This is a genomic window from Pseudomonas sp. S2_E01 (assembly GCF_054668365.1).
On the sequence record NZ_CP162762.1, the window covers coordinates 3,198,482 to 3,225,364 of the forward strand.

Below are 26,883 nucleotides of genomic sequence, written 5' to 3' on the forward strand. Positions count from 1 at the left end.
GTAGGAGCGAGCAGCTCGCGATGGTGGCGCAGACAACGCGGGGCAGCAGGACGCCAGCGTTATCGTTGACGACCATCGCGAGCAGGCTCGCTCCTACAGTTTGTCCGCGTTGCCCCTGTAGGAGCGAGCACGCTCGCGATGGTGGCGCAGACAACGCGGGGCAGCAGGACGCCAGCGTTATCGTTGACGACCATCGCGAGCAAGCTCGCTCCTACAGTTTGTCCGCGTTGTCCCTGTAGGAGCGAGCAAGCTCGCGATGGTGGCGCAGACAACGCGGGGCAGCAGGACGCCAGCATTATCGTTGACGACCATCGCGAGCAAGCTCGCTCCTACAGTTTGTCCGCGCTGTCCCTGTAGGAGCGAGCACGCTCGCGATGGTGGCGCAGACAACGCGGGGCAGCAGGACGCCAGCATTATCGTTGACGACCATCGCGAGCAAGCTCGCTCCTACAGTTTGTTCGCGTTGCCCCTGTAGGAGCGAGCTTGCTCGCGATGGGGCCAGGCCGGCCCAGTCAATTCTCCAGACAGTTCGCTTTTTCCTCGCCTCATGCTAGGTTGTACGACGACTGATGAATGCCTACCCAGATCCATCATTCGCTCCCTACAACAACAAGGAATGCCCCATGAAAAAAGTGAAAGTGCTGGTCGGTTTTCTCTGCCTGTTCAGCGGCTACGTCGCCGCCGCCCCGTCTGCCGGCGAGGCCGATGTGGCCAAGGCCGTCGACAAGCTGACCCAGGCCATGCTGAAAAAGAATATCCCCGAACTCAACGCGTTGACCGCCGAGAACCTGACCTACGGTCACTCCAGCGGGAAAATCCAGAACAAGCAGGAATACATAGCCGACATCGAAACCGGTCGCAGCGCGTTCAAGACCCTGGAGATGCAGAACCAGACCATCAACCTGTCGGGCGACGTTGCGCTGGTGCGCAACCATTTCTCGGCACAGGCGCTCAAAGGCACTGAAGTGGTCCCGACCGAGATCGAGAACTTCCAGATCTGGCAGAAACAGAAAGGCCAGTGGCTGCTGGTGGGACGCCAGGCATTCAAGTTCTGATCATGGCGTGATGAAGGGGGTGGGGTGTGTCGGCACTCCATCCCCTTTTTCAATCGAGAATTGTCAGCCAGGGCCAACGAGACTGGTAACTCTGCGCCTTGCGGGCAAACAACTCGGGCCGGGGATTGATTGGATTGATACGCAAAAGGCCCTGCTCGATATCGTCCAGGCCAAAGGGCGCGTACACCTCCCCTGTCGCCACTTCCAGGCCAATGCACGTGCCAGCGACCAGGTAGCGGTCGATGCCATCCTTCGCCGACAGTAGCTGCGGGTATTGAGTGCCGAAACGTTGTTCGTACCACAGGTGCACCCGCGCCTGATTCTTCAATTCGATGTTGACGTCGAGATCCTGAAACAGCGCCTGCGCGGTCTGTATTGCCTGGTTTTCCGCGTCCCAGGACAGGTCTTCATCAAAGTAGAAAACATCGTAATCCTTGATACCCCAGTCAGAAGGCTGGCCGACCTGATGATTCCACACCGCCTGGAACAGGCACCCTGCCGTCAGCATGCATTGGCGCAACCCGAGTTCAGGCAGGCGCCGGGTGATTTGGGCGTTGACCGGATTGGTCATTGCAATGTCGATCAGGGTGGTGGCGATCAGTGGCATGTGTGCTCCTTGCGCGATGTCATCCATGTTCCGATCACTGCGGGCTACGTCCGCTCTTGAACGCCTCGCGACGTGCCAGCCGTTCGGCCTGGTAGGCCGGGCTCTGTTCGCTGGTCAGCTCGTCACGGCGCAGCAATTCGCCACAATGATCGCACGCAGGTCCAAGGCCCGCGGGTTCGCCGCACGCCTTGTGGGTATAGACCACCGCCAATCCCTCCTCCGGCGACTTGCACCAGGTTTCCCCCCAGGCCCGCAGCGCCAGTATCACCGAGTAGAAAGCCCGGCCTTTTTCGCTAAGGTGATATTCGTAGCGTGGCGGTCGTTCGTTGTAGAGGCGGCGTTCGACCATGCCCTCGGCCTCGAGATTTTTCAGGCGCGTGGCGACCATTTGCGGGGTGCCGCCGGTCTGCGCCTGGATCTCGTCGTATCGATGGCTACCCATGAACAGCTCCCGCAGCACCAGCACGGTCCAGCGGTCTCCCACGACCGCTTCGGCCCGCGCAATCGGGCACAGGGTGTCGGGTGCATTGGTGTTTGTCGACATAGGGACTTGCCTCACTCCTAGTTACTATGATTATCATATCAACAAGATGACCGGGCAACCCCCGGCACCTGACACTCATCTTCCTGTGGAGCACATCGTCATGTCGCAGCCCTTTTATCCCCTGGATCGCACCGCTTATCTGCTGGTCGATCCGTACAACGATTTCCTGTCCGAAGGTGGCAAGGTTTTCCCTCTTCTCAAGCCGATTGCCGAACAGGTCGGTCTGCTCGACAACCTGCGTACCCTGGATCTCGCCGTGCGCGCCCAAGGCATCCAGGTGGTCATCGTACCGCACCGCCGCTGGGAGCATGGTGACTACGAATGCTGGGACCACCCGACGCCGACCCAAAGCAAAATCATGCACATGCACCATTTTGCCCGCGGTGAATGGGGTGGCGAATGGCACCCTGACTTCGCGCCCAAGGACGGTGACATCGTCGTCCAGGAACACTGGGGTTCCAGTGGTTTTGCCAACACCGACCTGGATTTTCGCTTGAAGCAACAAGGTATCACCCACGTGATCATCGTCGGGCTGCTGGCCAATACCTGCATCGAGGCGACCGCCCGCTACGCCGCCGAAATGGGTTATCACGTCACCCTGGTGCGCGACGCGACTGCCGCGTTGCGTCCGGAAATGATGCACGCCGCCCATGAACTCAACGGCCCGACCTTCGCGCATTCGATCGTGACGACCCATGAACTCATCGCCACCCTCACAGGTCAGGAGTAATCGCCGATGAACCTCACGGGAAACCTGTTGATCGGCGCCCACGATGTCCCCGCCAGTGAAGGGACAATGAAGGCGCTCAACCCGGCCACCAACCAATGGCTCGAAACCGAATTCGCCTTGGGTGGCGCATTGCAGGTGCATCGGGCGGCGACCCTCGCCGACGAAGCGTTCGACAGTTACAGCCATACCTCACTCAGCCAGCGAGCGGCGTTCCTGGAGAGCATTGCCGACAACCTGGAGGCTGTTCGTGGCGAGCTGGCGGAGCGGGCCGCACTCGAAACAGGCCTGCCGCAAGCGCAGCTGGAAGGCGAAGTGGGCCGGGCCGCCACGCAATTTCGCCAGTTCGCCGACGTCGTGCGCAAGGGCCGCTTCCTGCAATTGGCCATCGACCCGGCGCAGCCGGCGCGTCAGCCGCGCCCGCGCATGGACCATCGCCTGCAAAAAATCGCCATCGGCCCGGTGGCGATTTTCGGCGCGAGCAACTTTCCGATCTCCTATTCGGTCGCTGGTGGCGATACCGCATCGGCCCTGGCCGCGGGTGCGACCGTGATCCTCAAGGCGCACAACGCCCACCCGGGCGCCTCGGAAATCCAGGCGCGGGCGATTCAGAAGGCCGTCCGCGATCATGGCCTGCACGAAGGCGTGTTCTCGATGGTACGCGGCGCCGGTAACGCCATCGGGGAAGCCCTGGTGGATCACCCCCTGATCAAGGCGGTGACCTTCACCGGCTCCGAACACGGCGGAATGGCCCTGTATCGCCGGGCGCAACTTCGGCCCGACCCGATTCCGGTGTTTACCGAAATGACCAGCATCAACCCCACGTTCATCCTGCCTGCAGCCCTGGCCGAGCGTGGTACGCAGATCGGCGATGGTTTTATCGAACGCATGCTGGTCAATGTCGGCCAAGCCTGCCTGCGTCCAGCCCTGCTGATCGCGATAGAAGGCGCGGGTTTGCAGCCGTTGCGGGAGGCAATGATGAAACGGGTGAATGAGGCGCCAGCGCGCACGATGCTGACGCCGGGGATTCACGCGGCCTACCTCAATGGCCTCGCGACCCTGGAAAGTGTGGGTGCGCAGCGTATTGCCGCAGGCTCGCCGGCCGGAGCGGACTTTGACGGCCAGTCAGCCTTGCTGGAGGTCAGCGGTGAACGCTTCCTCAGCGAACCGGTGCTGGCGCAAGAGGTGTTTGGTCCGTCAGCGCTGTTGGTCACAGCCCGGGATGAATCGCAGTGGCTCGCCGTGGCCCGTTCGCTCAAAGGCCAACTCAGCGCCACGTTGCACCTTGAAGAACCTGACTTGCCACTGGCGCGGCGCGTGTTGCCGTTGCTGGAGCGTCGCACCGGTCGGATTGTGGTCAACGCCTTCGCTCACCCCCAGGAAGTCACGCACGCCACTGTGCACGGCGGCCCCTTCCCTGCCACCTCCGACAGCCGCTTCACCTCGGTGGGCATGACGTCGATCGAACGCTTCCTGCGGCCAGTGGCTTACCAGGGTTTCCCGCAGGCGTTGCTACCCGACGCGCTGCGTGATTTCAACCCGTTGCAACTGCCGCGCGTGGTGGACGGCCAGTAAACCGCGATCAAGGATCGACGTGAGCCATCAACTCCGGAACGCTTTCCGGGCGTTTGGCGTAACGCTGCGCAAGGACCGCGCACACCATCAATTGAATCTGGTGAAACAGCATCAGCGGCAGGATCAACACGCCGATGGTGCTGCCAGCGAACAGCACCTGCGCCATCGGCACGCCGGTCGCCAGGCTTTTCTTCGAACCGCAGAACAGGATGGTGATGCGGTCTTCCTGATTGAAGCCAAAGGCCTTGCCCAGCACGGTTGACGCCGCCAACACCAGCGCCAGGACGATGCAGCAGGCGACTACCAGGCCGGCCAGTTCCCACAACGGGATCTGATGCCAGATGCCTTCGTTGACGGCCTCGCTGAACGCGCCGTAGACCACCAGCAGGATCGAGCCCTGATCAACGAATTTCAGCCAGCTCTTGTTGCGACCCACCCAGGCACCGATCCAGCGACGGGCGATCTGCCCGGCGATGAAGGGCAGCAACAGTTGCACGCTGATCTTCACGATCGCATCCAGGGTCGAACCGCCATCGCCGTGCACGTTGAGCAGCAAGGTCACCAGCAACGGCGTGAGGAAAATCCCGAACAGGCTGGATGCCGCCGCACTGCAAATCGCTGCCGGAATGTTGCCGCGCGCCAATGAGGTGAAGGCAATCGCAGACTGTACCGTGGCCGGCAAGGCACACAGGTAGAGCATGCCCAGGTACAGATCGTCGCCGATCAGCGGCGACAGCACCGGCTTGAGCGCCAGGCCGATCAGCGGAAACAGGATGAATGTCAGGCTGAACACCAGCAGATGCAGGCGCCAATGACCCGCACCGGCGATGATCGACTCACGTGACAGTTTGGCGCCGTGCAGGAAGAACAGCAGCCCGATCGCGAGGTTGGTCAACCAGCCAAAACCCACCGCGACTTGCCCGCTGGCGGGCAGCAGACTGGCGAGAATGACCACGGCAATGAGGGTCAAGGTGAAATTGTCGGGCAGGAAACGGGGGCGAGTCATGGGCAGCATCCGTCGAGGTGCGAGAAACATGGCGTCCACTTTAACGCGCCCGCGAGCTACCGACTAACGCTAACAAGCCACAAGATAGCGCCTAAAGGACACCAGCGACGCTGAATGTGCCGCCCTCATCGCGGGCAAGCCCGCTCCTACAGGACATTGCATACACCGCAACTTACTGTAGGAGCGAGTTTACTCGCGATGGTAGACCAAACACCGCGGGCATCCGGCAGCCCCCTCGTACAGTGAGCATCATGGTTATAATGTCGGCCTTCCACCCCACCCAGACAGGCCCGGCATGACTCACTCCCAAAGCGCCTGGTCGGTGTTCCTCATCTTCCTGCGCCTGGGCCTGACCTCGTTCGGCGGTCCCATCGCACACTTGGGCTACTTTCGCGCCGAGTTTGTCAGCCGCCGACGTTGGCTGAGCGAGCGAAGCTACGCGGATCTGGTCGCGCTGTGTCAGTTTCTGCCGGGGCCAGCCAGCAGTCAGGTCGGCATTGCCCTGGGCCTGTCGCGGGCGGGTTACGCAGGCGCGATTGCAGCCTGGGCCGGGTTTACGTTGCCTTCTGCCGTCTTGCTGATCCTGTTCGCCCTTGGGCTCACCCACTATGGTTCCATCCTCCCGCCCGGCGCCCTGCACGGCCTCAAGGTGGTCGCCGTGGCAGTGGTTGCACAAGCGGTCTGGGGCATGACGCGCAATCTGTGCACCGATGGTTTGCGCATGACCATAATGATAGTGACCGCCTGCATTGTCCTGGTGGAACCGTCCGCGTGGGCCCAAGTCGGCGTGATGGTGATCGCCGGTGTGGCGGGACTGCTGTTATTCAAACCCATGCCCGTCAGCCAGCACGACCCTCTGCCCATCACCATTGGACGACACGCAGGCGCAACGTGGTTGACGCTCTTTATCCTTCTGCTGGTTGGCCTGCCGTTGGCTCACGAAGTCCTGGCCAATCAAACGCTGGCGATGGTGGACGCCTTTTACCGTTCCGGTGCCCTGGTGTTCGGAGGCGGCCACGTCGTGCTTCCCCTGCTGCAAAGCGAAGTCGTGCCGTCGGGCTGGGTCGACAATGAGTTGTTCCTGGCCGGTTACGGCGCCGCGCAGGCCATCCCTGGCCCGTTGTTCAGCTTCGGCGCGTTCCTGGGCGCGGCCATGAACCAATCGCCCTCGGGCCTCGGCGGCGGTGTGATCTGCCTGCTGGCAATCTTCGCGCCGTCCTTTTTGCTGATCCTCGGCGCCTTGCCATTTTGGGAAGCGCTACGCCGCAGCCAGCGCATCCAGGCGGCGCTGATCGGCGTCAACGCTGCCGTCGTCGGATTGCTGCTGGCCGCGCTGTACCATCCGGTGTGGACCAGCGCGATCGGCAAACCACAGGACTTGGGCCTGGCATTACTGGCGCTGGTCGCCTTGATGTTTTGGAAGCTGCCGCCATGGCTAGTGGTTATTGCCGGTGGCCTGGGGGGGTGGTTGCTGAGCATTGCAGGGTAAATGTTGATCCTGGGCACCAGAACCTGCATCGCTCCTGTCATGGGCAAACACCGATACCGCCCTGCGTACCAGGCTTCGCCACTCCGCACAACTGATCAAGTTGGCGCGTTCCATCTCGTCTGCCGCCTTGAGCAACTCATCGTATTGCTCTTCTACATCCATGAGAAGTCCAGGGTGAGCCAGCAAGTTATACCAGGCGGACAGGGCCTCACGTCGACAGTCATTGGTCATGGTTGATCTCCCTTCGTTGTTCTGATTTGGAAGATTTGCACCAACAGCCGTTCCTGGCGCCCGACATACGGCACGGCGTGCATTACCGATTTGTCATCGACTTGTCAGCGTTGCCAACCCCCTCGCTCCCTAAAGTGGCGGCGTCGCTCACCCCATCGGGTGACGCTTTTCACTGATGATGACGAGGGTCCAAATCATGAAACCATTGAGCAAACTTTGCCTGATCGCCGCCAGCCTGATGTTGCTGGGCACCGGTTCCGCCATGGCCGCCGACATCGCGCCGGTCAAGGCCGACAATGTCGTGCTGGTGCACGGTTCCTGGGCCGATGGTTCGAGCTGGGCGGAGGTTATTTCCCGGTTGCAGGCGGCGGGCCTGCACGTGACTGCGGTACAGAATCCGCTGACGTCCGTTGCCGACGACGTTGCTGCCACCCAACGTGTACTGGACCAACAGGACGGCCCCACGGTACTGGTCGGTCATTCATATGCCGGCACCGTAGTCAGCGAGGCCGGCGTCGATCCGAAGGTCAGCTCGCTCGTCTACGTCGCCGCTCGCGCCCCGGACGCCGGCGAAGATTTCGTCGCGCTGTCGGCGAAATACCCAACCATGCCGGTGCGTGCCGGCACCGAAGAGCATGGCGGGTTCATCAGTCTCAAACAGGACGCCTTCCTCAAATACTTCGCCAGCGACGTGCCCCATGCCAAGGCCATGCAATTGTTCGCGGTGCAGCAACCGATCGCCAAGACCCTCTTCACCGACCGCACCACCGCAGCGGCCTGGCACAGCAAACCGTCATGGTATGCGGTGTCCAGCCTCGACCAGACCATCAATCCGGACCTTGAGCGCTTCCTGGCCAAACGCATGAACGCCAGCACCATCGAGCTGCCGTCGAGCCACCTGTCGCTGGTGTCCCACGCCAGGGAAATCACCGACCTGATCCTTGAAGCCTCCGGCCGCCAGCCCTGATCCGCTTCATTACAGGATTGTCATTGTTCTGTTGGTCGGCTGTCTGGATCGCCTCGTTAACCTGAACTCACTGTCAGGTCACTCCCCGGCAGCCCCCCCCTTGAATAGAGAGACTCGCCATGAAAATGTTTATCTTCGGTATCGCCGCCCTCCTCACCGCAGGTTCGGCCTTTGCCGGCACCACAGGCACCGCGCCGGTGATCCACGACAAGACCGGCTTCTTCGTGCACCTGGATGTCGCCAAGGTCCTGTCCAGCACCGACATTTCCCAACAATGCGGGGTCATTCCGGCGCAGCTCAACTACCTCGATTCCCAGGGCCGTGAGCATGTGCTGGATTACGAGGTCAACGGCTCGGGCTGCACCAATGACCATTGATCCAGCTACACTGGCGCGATCGGTCTGAGGCGTATTGGCATGAACATCCTCGTAGTAGAAGACGAACCCAAGGCAGGCAATTATTTGCTCAACGGCCTGCAGGAGCTGGGTTATTGCGTGACCCTGGCGCGGGACGGCGCCGATGGTTTGCACCAGGCCCTGGAGCATGACTTCGATGTCATCGTACTCGACGTGATGATGCCCAAGATGGACGGCTGGGAAGTCTTGCGCCGGTTGCGCAAGGAGGCTGATACGCCGGTGCTGTTTCTGACCGCCCGGGATGACATCGCCGACCGAATCAAGGGCCTGGAACTGGGCGCCGATGATTACCTGATCAAGCCGTTTTCCTTCGCCGAACTAGTGGCGCGCCTGCGCACTCTGACGCGCCGTGGCCCCACTCGCGAGGAAGAACAGCTGCACGTCGACGACCTGCAAATCGACGTGCTCAAGCGTCGTATCACCCGCGCCGGCGTACGCATCACCCTGACCAACAAAGAGTTCGCCCTGCTGCACCTTTTCGCCACGCACCAGGGCGAAGTCCTCTCACGTTCGATGATTGCCTCCCGGGTGTGGGACATGAATTTCGACAGCGACACCAATGTCGTCGACGTCGCCGTGCGCCGTCTGCGCCTGAAAATCGACGACCCGTTCCAGCTCAAGCTGATCCACAGCGTGCGCGGTATCGGCTACCGCTTCGACACGCAACCATGAACGGACTGCGCCATTCCCTGACCCTGCGCCTGGCACTGGTGTTCGCCCTGCTGGCGTTCGTGTCGCTGACCCTGTTGGGCGTGGCGCTGTATCGCGACCTGGAGCGCGAACTGATCCACCGCGACGACGCCGCCCTGATCACGCGGATCGACCAGTTGCGCACGTTCCTCAACGACAGCAACACCCTGGAGCTGATCAAGAGCAAGCCGGCGTTGTTCCAGAACATGATGGGCAACCGCGAAGCCCTGCTGACCATCACCCCTCCCGGTGGCAAGCCCTTGCTGGTGGTGAACCCCGGCAATCTGCCGCTGCCGTCACTGGCGCCAGTGCCGATGGACCATAAACTGGGGCTTTCGGACGTGCAGCATTATCCCGGGGTCGACGGCGTCCCGTTTTCTGCCGTCGCGGCAAACATCGACTCCGGCGACATGGGGGCCCTGCAAGTCGTTACCGGACGCCTGATGACTGAACGCACTGCCCTGCTCGCCAGTTATCGACTCAACGTCTACCTGTTCGCCAGCGTCGCGGCGGTGCTGCTCGCGCTCTCCGGTTATTGGCTGGTTCATCGTGGCCTGCTGCCGGTGCGACGCCTGGCGCGGCACGCCCATGGCATTGACGTCGGAAACCTCGGCGAACGCCTCGACAGCCACGGCGCCCCCCAGGAACTGTTGCCGATGATCGATGCGTTCAATGCCATGCTCGACCGTCTGGGCAGAGGCTTCGCGCAACTCAGCCAGGTCTCGACCGACATGGCGCACGAGTTGCGCACGCCGATCAACAACCTGCTCGGCGAAACCCAGGTCGCTCTGCAGCAGGACCGCAGCCTGGACGCCTATCAGCAGCTGCTGGCTTCCAATGTTGAAGAACTGGAGCGCCTGGCGCGCATGCTCGACAGCATGCTGTTTCTGGCCCGTACCGACCCGTCCAGTGCCCTGAAACAGCGACAGCAACTGGACGCTGCCGATGAAATGCAACGCATGGCCGATTATTTCGAGGGGCCGGCAGCCGATGTCGGCATCCACATCCAAGCCTGCGGGAGTGGAGTGATCTGGGCCGAACCGATGCTTCTGCGTCGAGCATTGGCCAATCTGTGCGCCAACGCGATCAAGTACGGTGCCCCTGACTCTGAACTGCTCATCGACGCCACGCCGTGCGCCGAAGGTATCCGTCTGAGCGTGCGCAATCACGGCCCGACCATCCCCGCCGAACACCTGCCCCGACTGTTCGAGCGTTTCTACCGCGTCGACCAGTCGCGCGAACGCTCGGCCAACTCCAATGGCCTGGGGCTTTCAATCGTGGCGACGATCATGCAGCTGCACAATGGCACATGCAGCGCCAACAGCCTGGATGGGCTGACGAGTTTCGAGCTGGTGTTCCCGGCGCGGCGGCAGGGCGAGTGATTGCCCTGACACCACAACCCTGTAGGAGCGAGCTTGCTCGCGATGGTGTATCAGGCGCCAAGGGGTATCAGGCAGCCAGCGTTATCGTTAACGACCATCGCGAGCATGCTCGCTCCTACAGGGGACGCTGCGGAGCACGGTACAACTGGCAAAAAACACCACCGCCCTTGAGCACTTGCGACATAGGCCAATGCCCCCGCCGCGCCTAGACTCTTGCACCATTAACAGTGCCAGACGCGCACCCGACTCAAGCAGGGAACCTTCATGAACCCATCCGACATTTATGTGATCAGCGCCGTGCGTTCCGCCATCGGCAGTTTTGGTGGCTCGCTCAAGGATGTGCCGCCGACCCAACTGGCGACCGATATTTGCCGCGCCGCCATCGAGCGCTCGGGGCTGGCACCTGAGCATATCGGTCATGCGGTGTTGGGGCATGTGATCCCCACCGAAGCCCGCGATGCCTACATTTCCCGTACCGCGTCAATGAATGCCGGGCTGCCCAAGGAAACCCCGGCGTTCAACGTCAACCGCCTGTGCGGCTCCGGTTTGCAGGCGATCGTCAGTGCCGCCCAGAGCCTGATGCTCGGTGATGCCGGTGCGGCGCTGGCCGGTGGTGTCGAGTCCATGAGCCGTGGCGCGTACTTGTTGCCGCAGGCACGCTGGGGCGCCCGCATGGGTGACATGCAGGCCATCGACTACATGCTCGGCGTATTGCAGGACCCGTTTGCCGGTTTCCACATGGGCATCACCGCCGAAAACGTCGCCGAACGGTTTGGCATCAGCCGCCAGGCCCAGGACGAACTGGCCCTGGTCAGCCAGCAGCGCGCGGCACGGGCGATTGCCGAAGGTCGTTTTGCCAGCCAGATCGTGCCGATCGAAATCGCCTCGCGCAAAGGCACCGTGACTTTCGACACCGATGAGCACGTGCGTGGCGAGGTCAATGCCGAGCAATTGGCGAAGATGAAACCGGCGTTCAAGAAGGACGGCAGCGTCACCGCCGGCAACGCCTCGGGCCTGAACGATGGCGCGGCGGCGCTGATCATGGCCACTGGCGAAATGGTTAAAGCCCAGGGCCTCAAGCCGATGGTCCGCCTGGTCGGATACGCCCACGCCGGTGTCGAGCCGGAGCTGATGGGCCTGGGCCCGATTCCCGCCACGCGCCTGGTCCTCAAGCGTGCCGGCCTGACCGTGGCTGACCTGGACGTTATCGAGTCCAACGAAGCCTTCGCCGCGCAAGCCTGCGCCGTCGCCCAGGAGCTGGGCTTCGACCCGGAAAAGGTCAACCCGAACGGTTCGGGGATCTCCCTGGGCCACCCGGTGGGTGCCACGGGCGCTATCATCGCCACCAAGGCCATCCACGAATTGATCCGCGTCCAGGGCCGTTATGCACTGGCGACCATGTGCATCGGCGGCGGCCAGGGTATCGCGGTGTTGTTCGAACGCGTCTAGTCAGCACCTTGGTGGGGCTCAATCGGGTCCCACCAAGCAAACTATCCCTCGAATATTGACCGGATGACCTAACCTCATAGGCTGAATGACTAACATCGAGTCGGCCAGGCCATGGGCAATGCATTGCGGTCAGTGTTTTTTCTCCTGTTCACCCTGCTTGTACCGAGCGGCGCACCGCTGTTGGCCGCCAACCTGACGGGCAACGCCCCTTCCCTGTCCGGCCTCACCACGGTGGCCGTGTCCCAGAGCGACCTGCAAGGCCTGCAACTGCGCCTGGACCGCATCAAGCAGCAGGTTTCCCAGGCCAACAATGTCAACCAGATGATCACGTTGCAGGACCTGATCCAGTCGTTCATCACCGATGTCACGGCCATGCAGTCGGCGCTACTCCCCGAGCAGAAACAGTTGCAGGCCCAGCTCGACGTGCTGGAGCCTGTGTCCCAGGGCGATGTGGTGCTGGAAAAATCGGAAATCGCCGCGCAACGAGACGCCATTTCCGAACAGAAGAGCAAAGTCGACGCCAACATCAAGACCCTGACCAGCCTCAAGGACAGCGGCGCCGGCCTGCTTATCCAGATTGCCGCGATTCGCCGCAGCCTGTTGGAATCAGAAGTGTCGTTACGCGCCGGCAGCATCTTGAGCACCGATTTCTGGTCGCCGTTGTTCAGGCCACTGGAGAGTGACCTTGATAGCCTGAGCATCTTCTTCCAGCACGCCGTGGCAGCGCTGGCGGTGGCCTGGTTGCCGGGTGAGCGTCTGTTTACAGTGATATTGATAGCACTGGCGTTTGTGTTGTGGACGTTCGGGCGCCAGGTCGCAGACCGGGGTTTCACCTGGGTCTGTATCCACCGAATGCCCGAAGGTCGCCTGCGCCGCAGTTCCCTGGCCTTCGCCTCGGTCGCCGCCACACTCTTGACCACCGCGTGCGCAATGTCGTTGCTGTTTTACGCGCTGACGCGCCACATTCCCCTGTCGCCGCTGATGCAGAGCTATTCAGATGAATTCGAAAAAGTCGTGTACGTGTGCGTGCTCATTACCGGCTTGAGCCGTGCCTTGTTGTCCACGCAGCATCCTTCCTGGCGTTTGCCGGCCATTGCCGACCCGGTCGCGCAGGCGGTCAAACCCTTCCCCAAGTTGGTGGCCGGCGTGCTGCTGGTGCTGATGACCCTGGCACAGATCGTCAATGTCTCGGACATGAGCAGCCAGGCCGTGCTGTTCGCGCGCGGCTTCGTTTCACTGGTGATCACCCTGCTGATCGGCGCCCTGTTCCTGCGCATCAACAAGGCGCGAAAAGCCGTGGCGGGCACAGGCGACCATTCCCCTTCCAGCTCCGCGGTCGCCAGCCTCCTGTATGCCTTCGCCTGCCTGTGCGTGCTGGCCTCCTTGTGTGCGTTGTTGATCGGCTACATTTCCGCCGCACGCTTCATCACCTACCAACTGGTGTGGATGTTCATCATCCTGTCCGGTTTTTATCTGCTGGTGCAGTTGTTCAACGACACCTGCGAGCACCTGTTTTCCCCCAAAAGTGCCAGCGGCAAGGCGTTGAAACAGGTATTGGGCATGGGCGATACGCGCCTCGAACAGGCGTCGGTCATTCTTTCGGGCCTGGGTCGCGCAGGGTTGATCCTGCTGGCGATCATCACGCTGTTCGTCGGTGGTGTGGGCACCACGCTGGGGCAATTGATCGACCAGACCATGGCCGTGCTTGGCGGTGCGGGGCTGCGCAAACTGAACATCATCCCCGGCCATTTGCTCAACGCCGTACTGGCCCTGATGATTGGCATCTACCTGGTGCGCACGTTGCGACGCTGGTTGGACAACGAGTTCCTGCCCAAAACCCGCATGGACCCCGGCATGTGCGCCTCGCTCAGCACGCTGTTCGCCAACATCGCCTATGCACTGGTGATCCTGCTGACCTTGTCGTCGCTGGGGGTGCAATGGACCAACCTGGCATGGATTGTCAGCGCCCTGTCGGTGGGGATTGGTTTTGGTTTGCAGGAGATCGTGAAAAATTTCGTTTCCGGCCTGATCCTGCTCACCGAGCGCCCGGTGAAGGTGGGCGACCTGATCAGCATCAGCGGCGTCGAAGGCGACATCCGCCGGATCAACGTGCGAGCCACGGAAATCCAGCTCAGTGACCGCTCGATTGTCATCGTGCCCAATTCACAGCTGATTTCGCAGAACCTGCGCAACGTGACCCTGGGTGGCAGTGCCCAGGGGGTGGCGTCACTGGAGCTGACGTTTCCCCTGGACATCGACCCGGAACAGGTCAAGGACCTGCTCTACAACGCCTATCACGAGAACGAGACCATCCTCGATAAACCGGCGCCGGTGGTGCGGTTCAGCAAGCTGACGCCCGATGGCATCACCCTGACCGTTACGGGCTACGTGGCCAGTCCCAGGATTGTCGGGGTGACCAAGAGCGACCTGCTGTTCGAGATTCTCAAGCGCTTGGGCGCTGCGGGCATCGAACTGGCGAAGCCCGCGCCAACCACGTGAATCAGTGGGCGATGCACACCGATTTAAGCTCCGTGTAGGCCTCGATCACCGCTCGCCCGAACTCACGCCCCATGCCCGACTGCTTGACCCCGCCGAACGGCATCGCCGGGTCGAGCAACACGTGGGCGTTGACCCATACGGTGCCGGCCTCGATGCGCGGCACCAGGTTCATCGCCTTGCCAAGGTCGTTGGTCCACAGGCTCGCAGCCAGACCGTAACGGTTGTCGTTGGCCAGGGCGATCACGGCGTCTTCATCATCGAACGGCATCACCCCCAGCACCGGGCCGAACACTTCTTCGCGGGCCACGGTCATGCCATGGTCGATATCGGCCAGGATGGTGGGCTGGACAAAGAAGCCCTCGCGGTCCAGCAGTTCGCCACCAGTCACCACGCGTGCACCTTCCTGGCGAGCCAGTTCGATGTGCTTGAGCACCGCCTGTTGCTGCTTGCGCGACACCAGCGGGTTGATCGCCGCGTCGCCGTTCATGCCGGCACCGATGGGCATGGCCGAAACCGCGGCGGCCAGGGCTTCGACAAATGTGTCGTGGATCGAACGATGCACGTAGAAACGCGAGGCCGCCGCGCACACCTGGCCGTTGTTCAACAGGCCACCGAGAATCGCGCCCTGCACCGCTTTTTCGATGTCGGCATCGGCCAGCACGATCATCGGGTTCTTGCCGCCCAGCTCCAGCGAGAACCGCGTCATGTTGGCCATGCAGGCCACGCCGACGCTCTTGCCCACGGCGGTGGAGCCGGTGAACGACACTTTGCTCACCAGCGGGTGCGCAGTCAGCACGCCCCCCACCGAGGCACCGCCACCAGTAACCACGTTGAACACGCCCTCCGGAATGCCCGCTTCCAGCGCCAGTTCGGCCAGGCGCATGGCGGTCAGCGGGGTTTCCATGGCCGGCTTGATGATCACCGTGCAACCGGTGGCCAGTGCGGGCATCAGCTTCCAGGCAGCAATCAGCAGCGGGAAGTTCCACGGCACAATGCCGACCACCACACCCACCGGTTCACGCTTGGTGAACGCGGTGAACTTCGCCCCCGGTGGCAGCGGGATCGACACGTCGAACGTCTGTCCCTCGATCTTGGTTGCCCAGCCCGACATGTAGCGCATGAACTCCACGGTGGCGTTCAAATCCAGGGCGCGGGCCATGTTGATCGACTTGCCCTGGCTCAGGGTTTCCAGCTGTGCCAGCTCTTCGGCGTGCTCTTCCACCAGTCGGGTGAAATTGAGCAGGATGCGTTCGCGATCCGCCGGGCGCAGGCCCGACCAGACGCCCGCCTTGAACGCCTTGTGCGAGGACTGCACGGCCTGCTCGACCACGTCCAGTGGCGCATCGAGGGTTTCACACAGGGTCTGGCCGTCCGCCGGGTTGACTACGGCAATGCGCGGTCCTTCGGCGAACACCCATTGGCCGTCGATGAAGCAGCCATGGCGGCGCTCCAGAAATGCAGCAACCTGCGGCAGGATTTCAACATTGCTCATACATCACCTTTCGATTGGATGTCAGCCTGAAGCCGGCTGATCAGTGTTGTTCTTTGAGATAGCACGTGACGGCCTGGCGGTCGTCCGCCGAGGCCAGGCCCATGTAAGGCATGTAGGTGCCCGGGACGTACGCCTGGGGCTGGGTGATCAGTTGCGCGATGTTCTCGGCCTGCCAGGTGACGCCCCTGGTGCGCATGGCCTGGGAATAGTTGAAGCCTTCCAGCGAGCCCGACTTGCGCCCCACCACCCCGGCCAGGTTCGGCCCCATCATCCCCGTCGCGCCCTTGGTGAGCGAGTGGCACACGCCGCACTCGTTGGCGAAGACCTGGGCGCCACGGCCCTGGTCGGGGCTGCAATCGGCGGCCAACGCGGTGTGCGCCACGGTGAACGAGAGCAAGCCGAAAAGGGGCAGACGCAAAGAACTGAACATAGGGAAACGACCTTGAAAATCCGCACTCGCCAGGCGAGCGCCAACACGGGAGGCTGATGCAACGCGGCATCGGCAGGTTGAGAAGGATTGTCGACGGTCATTGGCGCGCAGGCTTTGCCCTGCGTGCCAGTCGTATTGTCGAGGCTGCCAAACCGGTCATTTTGGCAAGCACAACCAACTCTTTGGCAACCACACAAAAGGTTGGAAAAGTTCCGCGACTTAGTATCGAAAAAGACCGCAAACCTGCGCTCAAGAACAAGAACGGATGCCCCACCATGCTCAAGTCGCCCTTGCTTCGTCTCTCCACCCTTGCGCTGATGATCAGCGCTGGCCAGGCCTGCGCCTACGAACTCTACGCCGATGATGACAGCCACCTGAATGCCACGCTGGAAGCCGTGTTCGGCGTCTTCCACAGCCAGGAAAACTACGCGCTGTCGGGTCGCCTCAATGAGGGTTCGTCGTCGTGGCGCGAGGGCTACATCAAATACGGCCTGAGCTTTGACAAGGGCCTGGCCGGCGTGGGCACCGCCTATGGTGCGGCGAACCTGCTCAGCTCCGGCACCTGGGGTGACGGCGATGCCGCAGGCTTCAGCGACGGTTCCGAGCGCACCACCAAGTTCGAAGACGCTTACCTCGGCTGGCGTTCGGGCAAGTTGTTCGACGTGCTCGGTGACGACGGCATCGACTTGTCCTTCGGCCGCCAGAACATCGTGGTGGGCGATGGTTTCCTGATCGACGGCGACGCCCTGAACATGGGCAAGGGCCTGGCGGATGGCGAGTTCAACCGTGGCGGCGCCTACTGGCTGGCCGCGCGCAAGGCGTTCGATGAAACCGCCGTGCTGCGCATCGGTGGCAAGGAAGGTTGGCGTGGCGACCTGATGTACCTCAAGTCGAACAACCGCGCCCAGGCCATGACCGAAATGTACGTCGGCACCCTGGAGCACGTGTCCGAAGCCGTCACTGTCGGCCTGACCTACATCGACACCACCGACGTCGACGAACAATACGCTTCGCCGATCCAGCTCGAGCGCGACGGCATGAAGACCTACAGCCTGCGCGCCACGGGCAACGCCGGGGTCAAGGACCTGTTCCTCTCCGGTGAATACGCCACGCAGGACAAACCGCACACCGGCACTGAAGACGCCTGGTACCTGGAAGCTGGCTGGACCTTTTCCGACGTCGCCTGGTCGCCGTACGTGGGCTATCGCTACAGCCGTTTCTCGGAAAACTACGACACGCTGTTCTACGGTTTCAGCCGTGGTTTCGGCACCTGGTTCCAGGGTGAAGTGGCGGGCAACTACGCCGGCCCGTTCAACACCAACTCACGCATCCAGCAGGTCAAGTTCACCGTCTCGCCGCTGGAGAACGTCAACGTCGGCGCCATGTACTTCAACTTCGACACCATCGACCGAAACCTCGGCAATCCCGACGGCCACGAAATCGACCTGTACGCCGAATGGCACGTCAACGACCACCTGAGCATCATGCCGCTGGTGGGCCTGTTCCAGCCGGACAAGAGCGCCGATCAGGGTGGCACCCAGTTGGGCAACAATGACAAGAACCTCTACAGCCAGGTGATTTTCGCCACCACCTTCTGATCTTTCTGCTGCTTCCTGCTTTCTGTAGGAGCGAGCTTGCTCCGGGCGGCGTTCCGACGATGGTCGTCAACGATGACGCTGGCTGTCTGATACCCAGCGGTGCCTGGACTTCCATCGCGAGCATGCTCGCTCCTACAGGGAATAGGGTTCGTTTCCAGGAAAAAGGCTTTTCCAATGCACAACAAATTCCTCACGATCCAAAGCAAGATTGCCCTGCTCGCCGGCCTCTGCCTGCTGTTGGTGGTGGCGTTACTGATGGGCCTGGCGCTGTACCAGAGCCACGAGAGCCGCCAGCAAGTGGCCCAGGCCAGCAGCGACATGCTCGCCGATGCGGCCAGGGAACACATGCAGGCACTGGGCAAGGTGCAGGCGATGCAGGTGCAACGCACCTTCAACCAGACTCAGGAATATGGCCAAGGCCTGTCGCGCTATCTGTTGTACCTGCGGCAACTTCAACATCAGGGCACATTGACCCGCCAACAACTGCGCCAGGAGCTGAACACCCAGCTGCGTCAAGCCCTGAACGAAAAGCCCGACATGCTCGGGCTTTATGTCATTTTCGAACCCGATGCGCTGGACGGCGACGACACCGCTTTTATCGACAAGGCCGATCTGGGCAGCAACGAAAAAGGTCGTTTCTCAGTGTATTGGGTGCAAGGCAAACCCGGTGAGCTGCAAGCGGTGATCGGCGACGAAGGCCTGTTGGCAAACACCGAGCCGGGCCCCAGCGGCGCGCCGTACAACGCGTTCTACACCTGCGCCCGGGACAGCCGCCAGGCGTGTGTGCTGGAACCGTATTTCGACGAAGCCTCCGGTAGTCGCAAACTGGTGACCAGTATCGCCTTCCCGCTGCTGGACAACGGCAAAGTCATCGCCGTTGTCGGCCTCGACATCAACCTCGCCGCCCTCCAGCAAAACAGCGAGGCCAGCGCCCGACAACTGTTCGACGGCCAAGGCCAGATCAGCATCGTCAGCCCGCGCGGAGTGATCTCAGCCGACAGCCGGGACATGGCACGCCTGGGACAGACGCTGGACAATAACGAAGTCATGGCGGCCCTGCGCCAGGGACAGCCGAAGGTGTTCGCCGACCGACAGCAGATCGAGGTCCTCGAGCCGCTGGCACCGATTGCCGGTTCCGCGCCTTGGGGCGTGCTGGTCGGCGTCCCGCAGGACGCGCTGTTGGCACCGGTCACCACGCTGCAAAGTCACCTGGAGGTGCGAGGCGTGCAAAGCACCGCGCTGTCGCTGCTGCTCGGCGGCGGCTCAGCCCTGTTGGGACTGACGCTCATCTGGTACGCGGCCTATCGCATCACCCGGCCATTGCAAGTGCTGACCCGGGTCATGGAAGACATCTCCCTGGGCGAAGGCGACCTTACCCGACGCCTGACCGTGCAATCGCGGGACGAGATCGGCCAACTGGCGACGGCATTCAACCGCTTTGTGGAGCGCATCCATCACTCCATCCGCGAAGTGTCCTCGGCAGCGCTCGGGGTCAATGAAGGGGCCAAGCGCGTGCTCCTGGCGTCCAACTCGTCACTGAGCAATGTCGACGAACAATCGACCCGCACCAACAGCGTCGCCGCCGCCATCAACCAGTTAGGTGCCGCAGCACAGGAAATCGCCCACAACGCCTCCGACGCCTCGCAGCAGGCTTCCGCCGCCCGGCAACAGGCCGAAGATGGGCGTCAGGTGGTGGAGCGCACCATTGAGGTGATGAACGAACTGTCCGCAAAAATCAGCGACTCATGCGCCAACATTGAGGTGCTGAACACCAAGACCGTGGACATCGGGCAAATCCTCGAAGTGATCAAGGGCATTTCCCAGCAGACCAACCTGCTGGCGCTCAACGCCGCGATTGAAGCGGCGCGGGCCGGTGAAGCCGGTCGTGGTTTTGCGGTGGTCGCCGATGAAGTGCGCAGCCTGGCGGGTCGCACGCAGACTTCGGCAGCGCAGATCCAGCAGATGATTGAAGCGCTGCAGATCGGCGCGCGCGAGTCGGTCAGCACCATGACCGAGAGCCAGCAGCACAGCGAGCAAAGCGTCACCATCGCCAACCTCGCCGGCACCCGGCTGGGCAGCGTGACCCAGCGCATCGGCGAGATCGACAACGTCAACCAGTCCGTCGCCGCCGCCACCGAAGAGCAGACGTCGGTGGTGGAGGCGTTGAATGTCGACATCACCGAGATCAACACCCTGAACCAGCGTGGGGTGGAAAACCTGCAATCGACCTTGCGCGCGTGTACCGAGCTTGAGCGCGAGGCTGGGCGGTTGCATGAGTTGGTGGGGAGTTTTCGGATCTGATATCTGCTGTGCCTGTTGCATAGCTATCGCGGGCAAGCCCGCTCCCACAAGGCCAGCGGTGTTCACATGATTTGTGTACACCCTGTCCCCTGTAGGAGCGAGCTTACTCGCGATGGTCGTGAACGATCACGCGGCAAACCTGACAGCCCGCGGCGACCTTGAGACCCTCGCGAGTAAACTCGCTCCTACAGGTTAATCACATTCAGCAAGCCACCCCGGCATGCTCGATCCGGTGAAACAGGCGGTTGAAATACACCAGGCTGTCGCCCGCCCCGCGCACACCGATGTTGGACAACTCGACGAACATCACCGAATGCGAGCCCACTTCCTTGCATTCGCTGATCCGCCCTTCCAACTGCACCAGCGCATCGCGCAACACCGGCACGCCGCTGTCGCCGCCGTCCCACAGGTCCCAGGCGAAACGCTCGGCCATGGTTGCCTGGGTCATTCCGGCGAAGTGGCGTGCCAGTTCTTCCTGTTCGCTACACAGCACGTTGACGCACAGTTGTCCGTTGGTGCGGAATACGTCGTGGGTGGCGCTGTTGCGGTTGACGCACACCAGCACGGTGGGCGGCGAATCGGTCACCGAGCACACCGCGCTGGCCGTGATCCCGCAGCGACCGCCGGGGCCGTTGGTGGTGATGATGTTCACCGCCGCTGGCAACTGCGCCATGGCGTTGCGGAAGTCGATTTGCTGCTGGCTCAGGTTGGCCATGTCGGTGCCCCTTTTTCTTGTGCAGGGCCGTCATTGCGCGGCCCGTTGGATTGAATACAAGACTAAGGCCGGGCGCAGCGCGCAGCCATTCTGACGATCACCATGACGAGGTGGGCTTTCCGCTAGTCGACTAGGTGGTTTCTTTATCGTCAGGGCCCGCAGCAGTGGTTATGCTGCTTGTAGACGTCACATGGACGCCAACCGCCGCTGCGTGCACGCGTGCGAAAACAATAATTAGAAATTCGTGGCAACCCTGATGGAAACTCGCAAACCGATTGTTTATATCGTCGACGACGACAAGGATCTGCGCACCTCACTGGCCTGGCTCCTGGAGTCGGTCAGCGTGCAGGCGCAGTGTTTTGCCGGTGCTGAAGAGTTCCTCAGTCAGTACGATCCGAGGCAGCCGGCGTGTCTGGTGCTGGACGTGCGCATGCCGGAAACCAGTGGCTTCCAGCTCCAGGAAATCCTCAACCAGCGCGGCAGCAGCCTGCCGACAATCTTCGTCTCGGCCCATGGCGACATTCCCATGTCGGTGACGGCGATGAAGAACGGCGCCCTGGACTTCGTCGAGAAGCCCTACAACCCGCAACAGATGATCGACCGCATCCAGGCCGCGCTGAAGACCGCCGTACACGCCCAGGCCGACCAGCAGCAGCGACAGCACCTGCAAAGCAAATTGGCGCTGCTGACCGGGCGTGAGCGCGAGGTGTTGATGCTGGTGATCGATGGCAAGGCCAGCAAGGTCATCGCCCGGGAGCTGAACATCAGCGTCAAGACCGTTGACGTGCACCGCACCAAGATCAAGGAAAAGATGGGCGTGACCAGCATCGCCATGCTGGTGCGCGAAGTGCTGCATTTGCCGGCGGAGGAGCCGGTGCGGCATTGAGGTGAACATTGGGACGCCATCGCGGGCAAGCCCGCTCCCACAGGTGTTGCGGTTAGCCTGACATTTGTTCTCGGCGCATAACCCTGTGGGAGCGGGCTTGCCCGCGATGGCGGCAGTGAGGTCAAACCTGGCTATAGCGCTTGCGATAAGCCCCCGGCGACACGCCAAAGCGTGACTTGAACGCTGACGAGAAATAACTCGAGTCCGAAAACCCCCACGCATAACACAGCGCCGACAGCTTCTGCTCGACGTTTGAGCGGCGCAGGTTTTCCGCGCAGAAATCCAGGCGTCGGTGCTTGATGTATTGCGCCACCACCAAACCGCGTTTGGAGAACATCCGGTACAGCCCGCGCACGGAAATCCCCACTTCTCGGGCAATCAGCTCGGGGCACAATTCTTCGGTGCCCAGGTGGTCGTCGATGTAGGCGATGATCTTGCGAAACTGCCGCTCATGAGGGTCGCCGCCATTATCACGGGCGCTGATGCCCGGTAGCAGCAAGCTCACCAGCGCATCCAGCACGGCTTCGCTCTCCTGCATGTCCAGGCCTTCCTGCTGTCGGGTGTCGAGCACCAGCTTGTTGGCCATGGCCGCCAAGGGCGATGTGGCGCCAATGCGCGTGGCGCAGTTGACCGCGTTGAAGTGCGAACCGCGCTCGACCACCTGCCGAGGCAGGATCAGCGACAACTGCCGGGAATCGTCGTGATAAGTCATGTCGCTGGGGCGGCTGGCATCGATCAGGGCGATGTCGCCCGCGCCCAGCCGGGCACGATTGCCGCCCTGCTCAAGTTGTGAGCTGCCGCGCATCTGGAACACCGCGTAGTAATGCCCGTCGCTGCTGACGCTGACGTCCTTGCTGGTGCGATACAGGTGCACGTGCGCCATGTCGACGACACTGAGATTGATGGCACCGTTGCGGTACTCCGCCAGCTCGCCATAGAAATCCCTGTCCAGGGCCCGGGCATCGAAACGCCCACACGCCTGGTTGACCTGGTTCAACCAGCTTTCGAACGCCTCGTTGCGAACCGCCGAAGAAGTCATCATCACTGCAAAGCCTCACGTCTTTTATTGTTATTTTTCGACCGCTTCGTCGAGCGGTTCGGCAAATGTCACAACCTGGGCCGCCGCCTCCCTCGACAGCCGCAGGTTCTATTCAACAGACTGCTGCGCAGCATAGCCAGTCTTGCCTTGAATCAGATGTCCAATACCAGACGAGCGGAAAGCGCGCGGGATACGCAGGCGCAAATCTGCTTGTTCCCTGCCTTTTCCTTGTTCGACAGGCAGTTGTCGCGGTGTTCCGGCACACCGTCGAGCACCTCGACGATGCAGGTTCCGCAGATCCCCTCGCGGCATTCAGTATCGATGTCGCAGCCATGAGCCTGCAACACGTCCACCAGCGACATATTGGCGGGCACCTGCAGCACCACGCCGGAACTGGCCAGCTCGACTTCGAAATCGCCACAGGGACCGGCATTCGCGGCCGGATCGGCCTGGAAATGCTCGAGGTGGATGGCTTCATCGCCACGACCGCGCGCCGCGACTTCCACCACTTTGTTCATGAACGGCGCCGGGCCGCAGGTGTAAACGTGGGCGGCGCGTCCGGCCTGACTCAGGCACTCACTCAACACCGCGTCCATGTCATCCGGTTCGACGCCGTAGTGAAACTGCACATGCCCGGCGAACGTCTCGGCTAACAGAGCCGAAAACGCAGCGTACTGCGCAGAACGGGCAAAATAGTGCAGGCGCCACGGTTGACCGGTCTCCGCCAGCCGGTAGGCCATGCTCAGCAGCGGCGTGACGCCGATGCCGGCGGCGCACAACACATGTTCACCCGCCTCAGGGTCGAGGCGGAACAGGTTGCGCGGCGCGCCCATTTCCAGCTCGGTGCCCTCCTGCACTTCATGCAGCGCCGCCGAACCGCCACGGGACTGCGCCTCTTTCTTCACCGCCACCAGGTACGCACGGCGGTCCTGGGGTGGACTGCACAACGAATACTGACGGGTCACCCCGGTTGGCCCGGTCAAATCGACGTGGGCACCCGGCTCATAGGTGTCGAGCGGCTGGCCGTCACTGCGCACGAGGCGAAAGGAGCGGATATCCAGCGCTTCGTCGACGATCCTTTCGATCTTCACCTTCATCATTGCATCACCTGAATCATGTTGTTTTTGTTGGAATGCCCCGCCCCCGGTGGAATGCTTTACTCCTGAGGGAGCGGGCAAGCCCGCTCCCACAAGGGGTGAGGGTGTTGCTGAAATTACTTCAACGCATGAACAACCCGCCATTGATGTCCAGACACGCGCCCGTCATCGAGGTGGCGTGATCAGCGATCAGCAGCAGCACGCTGTCGGCGACATACGCCGGGTCGCCGAGGGTGCCCGCCGGGATCATCTTGAGGATCTGCTCCAGACGCTCCGGCGCCACCGTCTCGCGCACCACCGGCAAGTCCAGCGGACCCGGCGAAATGCTGTTGACCGTCACCCCGCTCGGGGCGAGCTCACGGGCGAACACCTTGGTCAACGTGGCCACGCCACCCTTTGCCGCCGCATAGTGCGCGCCGGTGGCGGTACCGCCGTTCTGCCCGGCGAGCGAGGCGATGTTCACGATGCGGCCAAAGCCACGCTCGGCAAAATGCGCGCCGAACACCTGGCAGGCGACGAAGGTGCCGCGCAGGTTGATTGCCATCGAATCGTCGAACTCTTCGGGTGTGATGTCCATCAGCGCCGCGACTTTCGACACTCCGGCGTTGTTCACCAGGATGTCGGTGCCGCCCCAGCGTTCGCCCAACAGGTCGCGAGCGCGGACGAAATCATCCTTGCTGCGCACGTCGAGCTCGATGGCCACCGCGCTGGTCCCGCTGCTGTCCAGCTCCAGGGCCAGGCGCTGCACGCCGTTGATCTGCACATCGGCCAAGGCGACGCGATAACCCGCCGCATGCAGGCGCCGGGCGATGCATTCGCCCAGCCCCCGCGAGGCGCCAGTGACAAGGGCTACTCGGTCCATGTTCAAGCCCTCACAAAAGGAAGCCGAGCGCGCTCAGGCTGTCGGTGGAGTTGATCAGGCGTACCACTTTGCGTTCCAGGCTCGGCACGCCGTCGGTGAAGCGGATGCGGTGGTTGAGGTCGGCCACGAACGGCGTGTGCACCCCACGTTTGTAGGCGTAGAGCAACTGTGCCGAGTTGACTTCAACGATGTCTCCCGCCGCTTCCACCAGGCGAAAACGCGAGACGGTGCGGATGGTTTTCGCCGCGTCCACGGCAGACGGCGAGTAACCGGCGGTCAGGCGCTCAATGCGCAGGTCACGCATGCGTGCGTCGTCGTAGGCATAGTTGAGCGTGGCCTCGAAGTCTTCGGTGTCCGGGTCGATCGGCACGATGTACTTGCCGCTTTCGCTCCACAGGGTCGCCCACTCGGCGTAGTGCTTGTGGTCCAGCAACTCGGCTTCGCGCCAGATGAATTCGATGGCCTGGGCCAGCGGGCCGCCATTCAAGATGTCGTGATTGCTCATTGGCTCATCATCCTTTTCCACATGTCGTAGGCACCGCGCATCCCGCCTTCGTCGGTGGCGTGGCTGACTTTGTCGCCATTTTCAGCGGTGATTTCGCGGTTCAGGCCACGGTTGACCAGGATCGGTGCATCGACACCCGCGTAGGACCCGCGCTGCACGCGGTCCCAGGCCTCGGCGTCATCGGGGCTGCCAAAACCGAACGGGCCCTGGAAGTGTTCATGAATACGCATGCGCTCGCGGTTGGCGATTTCCGGACCGCCGTCCATGCCCAGGGCAACATGGCGGATCTCGGTTTCAGTGACCGACACCGGGCGCAACACCCGAAAGAACGACATCGACATGGCCACATTGGGGAACAGGTTCAGGTTGAACCCGGCGCCATGCAACGAGCGTACGATCCGGCGCACCTGCTCCGGCGCCATCGTTTTGGACAGCTCCCGGGTGACGTGGGCGAAGCGTTCCTGCAACTGCTCGGTGCCGTCGTCGTGATCCAGATCGACGTGCTCCGGCACCATCACCATGACGCTGTGCCCGTTGCCCAGCGAATGGGTCACGGCCTGCTCGTCAGTCATGAACGAGAGCATTTCCGAGGTTTCCTCATCCACCGACGACATGAACGACTTGTGCACGATCGGGAAGTGGTAGCCGTCGGTAGTGTTTTCCAGCTGGATCTTCCAGTTGCCCTTGAAGCTGAACTTGTGTTCGCCCTGGGTCTTGATCGGATAACCGGCGCCCTGCTTCATGAACAGGTCCATCCAATGTCTGGCCCCGCCGAGGAAGTCCTCCAGCGGTTCGATATCGTCGTTGTAGCTGGCGAAGATCATGCCGGCGTAGCTTTCGACGCGCAGGCTTGTCAGCGGCAGCTCGGATTTTTCGAGGATGCCTTCATAACCGTCCGGGTACGGCAGCGCACGCAGCTTGCCGTCCAGGCCATAGGACCAGCTGTGGTACGGGCAGGTGAAACCGGTGGCGTTGCCCTTGTGCTTTTCGCACACGGTGGCACCACGGTGGCGGCACCGGTTTTCAAGCACGTTAATGGTGTTCTTCTTGTCGCGCACCACGATCACCGGGCGACGGCCGATCATGGCAGTCTTGAAGTCGCCGCTATTGCGCACTTCGCTTTCGTGGGCCACCCACACCCAGGTGCGGTAGAAAATCTTCTCCAGTTCGACTTCGAACAGCGCCGGGTCGTTGTACAGCGAGACGTCGACGCGGTCAGGCTGGACCAGGTCTTCGGGGCTTTTCGATGATGCGATCAGCCGGTAGTCATGGGTGCTCATGCGGTTCTCCTCATGGCGTTTTTATGATTGTTTTCAGGCCT

The 26,883-nt window shown here is 62.0% G+C and carries 23 protein-coding genes and 2 pseudogenes; 14 read left to right on the plus strand and 11 right to left on the minus strand.

From position 1 onward, the window contains the following. The first annotated feature begins 623 nt into the window (after positions 1-623). On the plus strand, positions 624-1,055 hold the full coding sequence (locus AB4O36_RS14600; RefSeq protein WP_460139542.1) for a nuclear transport factor 2 family protein: 432 nt from the start codon (positions 624-626) through the stop codon (positions 1,053-1,055). Between the two features lie 49 nt (positions 1,056-1,104). Here the strand turns inward: AB4O36_RS14600 and AB4O36_RS14605 are convergent, their stop codons facing one another. Then, positions 1,105-1,662 carry a nucleotidyltransferase family protein gene (locus AB4O36_RS14605; RefSeq protein ID WP_460139543.1) on the minus strand — a complete coding sequence of 186 codons (558 nt, stop codon included), beginning with the start codon at positions 1,660-1,662 and terminating at the stop codon, positions 1,105-1,107. Positions 1,663-1,696: 34 nt separating this feature from the next. Then, entirely contained in the window at positions 1,697-2,206 is a 510-nt protein-coding gene (locus AB4O36_RS14610) for a winged helix-turn-helix transcriptional regulator (RefSeq protein ID WP_460139544.1), read from the minus strand. Positions 2,207-2,306: 100 nt separating this feature from the next. Here AB4O36_RS14610 and AB4O36_RS14615 point away from each other — a divergent pair, with 100 nt between their 5' ends. Both AB4O36_RS14615 and AB4O36_RS14620 read left to right on the plus strand, forming a co-directional pair. Then, positions 2,307-2,936 (plus strand): cysteine hydrolase family protein, encoded by a 630-nt coding sequence (locus AB4O36_RS14615; RefSeq protein ID WP_460139545.1) that lies wholly within the window; start codon positions 2,307-2,309, stop codon positions 2,934-2,936. A gap of 6 nt (positions 2,937-2,942) precedes the next feature. Further along, complete coding sequence (locus AB4O36_RS14620) at positions 2,943-4,508, plus strand: aldehyde dehydrogenase (NADP(+)) (protein ID WP_460139546.1); 1,566 nt, start codon at positions 2,943-2,945, stop codon at positions 4,506-4,508. A 7-nt stretch (positions 4,509-4,515) separates the two neighbouring features. Here AB4O36_RS14620 and AB4O36_RS14625 read toward each other — a convergent pair whose 3' ends face one another. Further along, positions 4,516-5,514 (minus strand): bile acid:sodium symporter family protein, encoded by a 999-nt coding sequence (locus AB4O36_RS14625; RefSeq protein ID WP_460139547.1) that lies wholly within the window; start codon positions 5,512-5,514, stop codon positions 4,516-4,518. A gap of 295 nt (positions 5,515-5,809) precedes the next feature. On the opposite strand from AB4O36_RS14625, the gene chrA reads away from it, so the two are divergent. The 7 genes from chrA to AB4O36_RS14660 all read left to right on the plus strand — a co-directional run bounded on the left by chrA (position 5,810) and on the right by AB4O36_RS14660 (position 14,637). Further along, positions 5,810-7,003 (plus strand): chromate efflux transporter, encoded by a 1,194-nt coding sequence (gene chrA, locus AB4O36_RS14630; RefSeq protein WP_460139548.1) that lies wholly within the window; start codon positions 5,810-5,812, stop codon positions 7,001-7,003. A 427-nt stretch (positions 7,004-7,430) separates the two neighbouring features. After that, positions 7,431-8,201, plus strand: coding sequence for an alpha/beta hydrolase (locus tag AB4O36_RS14635; RefSeq protein WP_460126344.1), 771 nt, complete (start codon positions 7,431-7,433; stop codon positions 8,199-8,201). A 119-nt stretch (positions 8,202-8,320) separates the two neighbouring features. Beyond that, entirely contained in the window at positions 8,321-8,578 is a 258-nt protein-coding gene (locus AB4O36_RS14640) for a DUF2790 domain-containing protein (RefSeq protein ID WP_460126345.1), read from the plus strand. A 39-nt stretch (positions 8,579-8,617) separates the two neighbouring features. After that, positions 8,618-9,289, plus strand: a complete 672-nt coding sequence (locus AB4O36_RS14645) for a heavy metal response regulator transcription factor (protein ID WP_460126346.1) — start codon at positions 8,618-8,620, stop codon at positions 9,287-9,289. Continuing rightward, positions 9,286-10,689 carry a heavy metal sensor histidine kinase gene (locus AB4O36_RS14650; protein ID WP_460139549.1) on the plus strand — a complete coding sequence of 468 codons (1,404 nt, stop codon included), beginning with the start codon at positions 9,286-9,288 and terminating at the stop codon, positions 10,687-10,689. The genes AB4O36_RS14645 and AB4O36_RS14650 overlap by 4 nt, the downstream gene beginning before the upstream one ends. 264 nt (positions 10,690-10,953) lie before the next feature. Further along, positions 10,954-12,138, plus strand: coding sequence for an acetyl-CoA C-acyltransferase family protein (locus AB4O36_RS14655; protein ID WP_460126348.1), 1,185 nt, complete (start codon positions 10,954-10,956; stop codon positions 12,136-12,138). Positions 12,139-12,249: 111 nt separating this feature from the next. Then, entirely contained in the window at positions 12,250-14,637 is a 2,388-nt protein-coding gene (locus AB4O36_RS14660; RefSeq protein ID WP_460139550.1) for a DUF3772 domain-containing protein, read from the plus strand. 1 nt (position 14,638) lies between these two features. Here the strand turns inward: AB4O36_RS14660 and AB4O36_RS14665 are convergent, their stop codons facing one another. Then, positions 14,639-16,129 (minus strand): aldehyde dehydrogenase family protein, encoded by a 1,491-nt coding sequence (locus AB4O36_RS14665; protein WP_460139551.1) that lies wholly within the window; start codon positions 16,127-16,129, stop codon positions 14,639-14,641. Between the two features lie 40 nt (positions 16,130-16,169). Next, positions 16,170-16,559 carry a c-type cytochrome gene (locus tag AB4O36_RS14670; RefSeq protein ID WP_460139552.1) on the minus strand — a complete coding sequence of 130 codons (390 nt, stop codon included), beginning with the start codon at positions 16,557-16,559 and terminating at the stop codon, positions 16,170-16,172. A 275-nt stretch (positions 16,560-16,834) separates the two neighbouring features. On the opposite strand from AB4O36_RS14670, the gene AB4O36_RS14675 reads away from it, so the two are divergent. From AB4O36_RS14675 to AB4O36_RS14685, 3 genes and pseudogenes are all read left to right on the plus strand, one after another. Continuing rightward, positions 16,835-18,157: an alginate export family protein gene (locus tag AB4O36_RS14675; RefSeq protein ID WP_460139553.1), complete on the plus strand. Its 1,323-nt coding sequence runs from the start codon at positions 16,835-16,837 to the stop codon at positions 18,155-18,157. 372 nt (positions 18,158-18,529) lie between these two features. Then, positions 18,530-19,600 (plus strand): annotated as a pseudogene (locus tag AB4O36_RS14680) (methyl-accepting chemotaxis protein); the annotation flags it as partial. A 261-nt stretch (positions 19,601-19,861) separates the two neighbouring features. Further along, positions 19,862-20,458 (plus strand): annotated as a pseudogene (locus tag AB4O36_RS14685) (methyl-accepting chemotaxis protein); the annotation flags it as partial. Between the two features lie 202 nt (positions 20,459-20,660). On the opposite strand, the gene hpaC reads toward AB4O36_RS14685, so the two are convergent. Next, the gene (gene hpaC / locus AB4O36_RS14690; protein WP_460139554.1) at positions 20,661-21,173 is read right to left on the minus strand and encodes a 4-hydroxyphenylacetate 3-monooxygenase, reductase component; all 513 of its coding nucleotides are present in this window, start codon (positions 21,171-21,173) and stop codon (positions 20,661-20,663) included. 256 nt (positions 21,174-21,429) lie between these two features. On the opposite strand from hpaC, the gene AB4O36_RS14695 reads away from it, so the two are divergent. After that, positions 21,430-22,059, plus strand: coding sequence for a response regulator transcription factor (locus AB4O36_RS14695; protein WP_460126354.1), 630 nt, complete (start codon positions 21,430-21,432; stop codon positions 22,057-22,059). A 121-nt stretch (positions 22,060-22,180) separates the two neighbouring features. Here AB4O36_RS14695 and feaR read toward each other — a convergent pair whose 3' ends face one another. The 5 genes from feaR to AB4O36_RS14720 form a co-directional block, all read right to left on the minus strand. After that, positions 22,181-23,101 (minus strand): transcriptional regulator FeaR, encoded by a 921-nt coding sequence (gene feaR / locus AB4O36_RS14700; protein WP_460126355.1) that lies wholly within the window; start codon positions 23,099-23,101, stop codon positions 22,181-22,183. A gap of 149 nt (positions 23,102-23,250) precedes the next feature. Next, a complete protein-coding gene (locus tag AB4O36_RS14705; protein WP_460126356.1) occupies positions 23,251-24,198 on the minus strand; it encodes a PDR/VanB family oxidoreductase in 948 nt (315 codons plus the stop codon). Positions 24,199-24,316: 118 nt separating this feature from the next. Further along, positions 24,317-25,057, minus strand: coding sequence for an SDR family NAD(P)-dependent oxidoreductase (locus AB4O36_RS14710; protein ID WP_460126357.1), 741 nt, complete (start codon positions 25,055-25,057; stop codon positions 24,317-24,319). 10 nt (positions 25,058-25,067) lie between these two features. Beyond that, complete coding sequence (locus tag AB4O36_RS14715) at positions 25,068-25,562, minus strand: aromatic-ring-hydroxylating dioxygenase subunit beta (RefSeq protein WP_460126358.1); 495 nt, start codon at positions 25,560-25,562, stop codon at positions 25,068-25,070. Beyond that, a complete protein-coding gene (locus tag AB4O36_RS14720; protein WP_460139555.1) occupies positions 25,559-26,842 on the minus strand; it encodes an aromatic ring-hydroxylating oxygenase subunit alpha in 1,284 nt (427 codons plus the stop codon). The genes AB4O36_RS14715 and AB4O36_RS14720 overlap by 4 nt, the downstream gene beginning before the upstream one ends. Positions 26,843-26,883 lie beyond the last annotated feature (41 nt).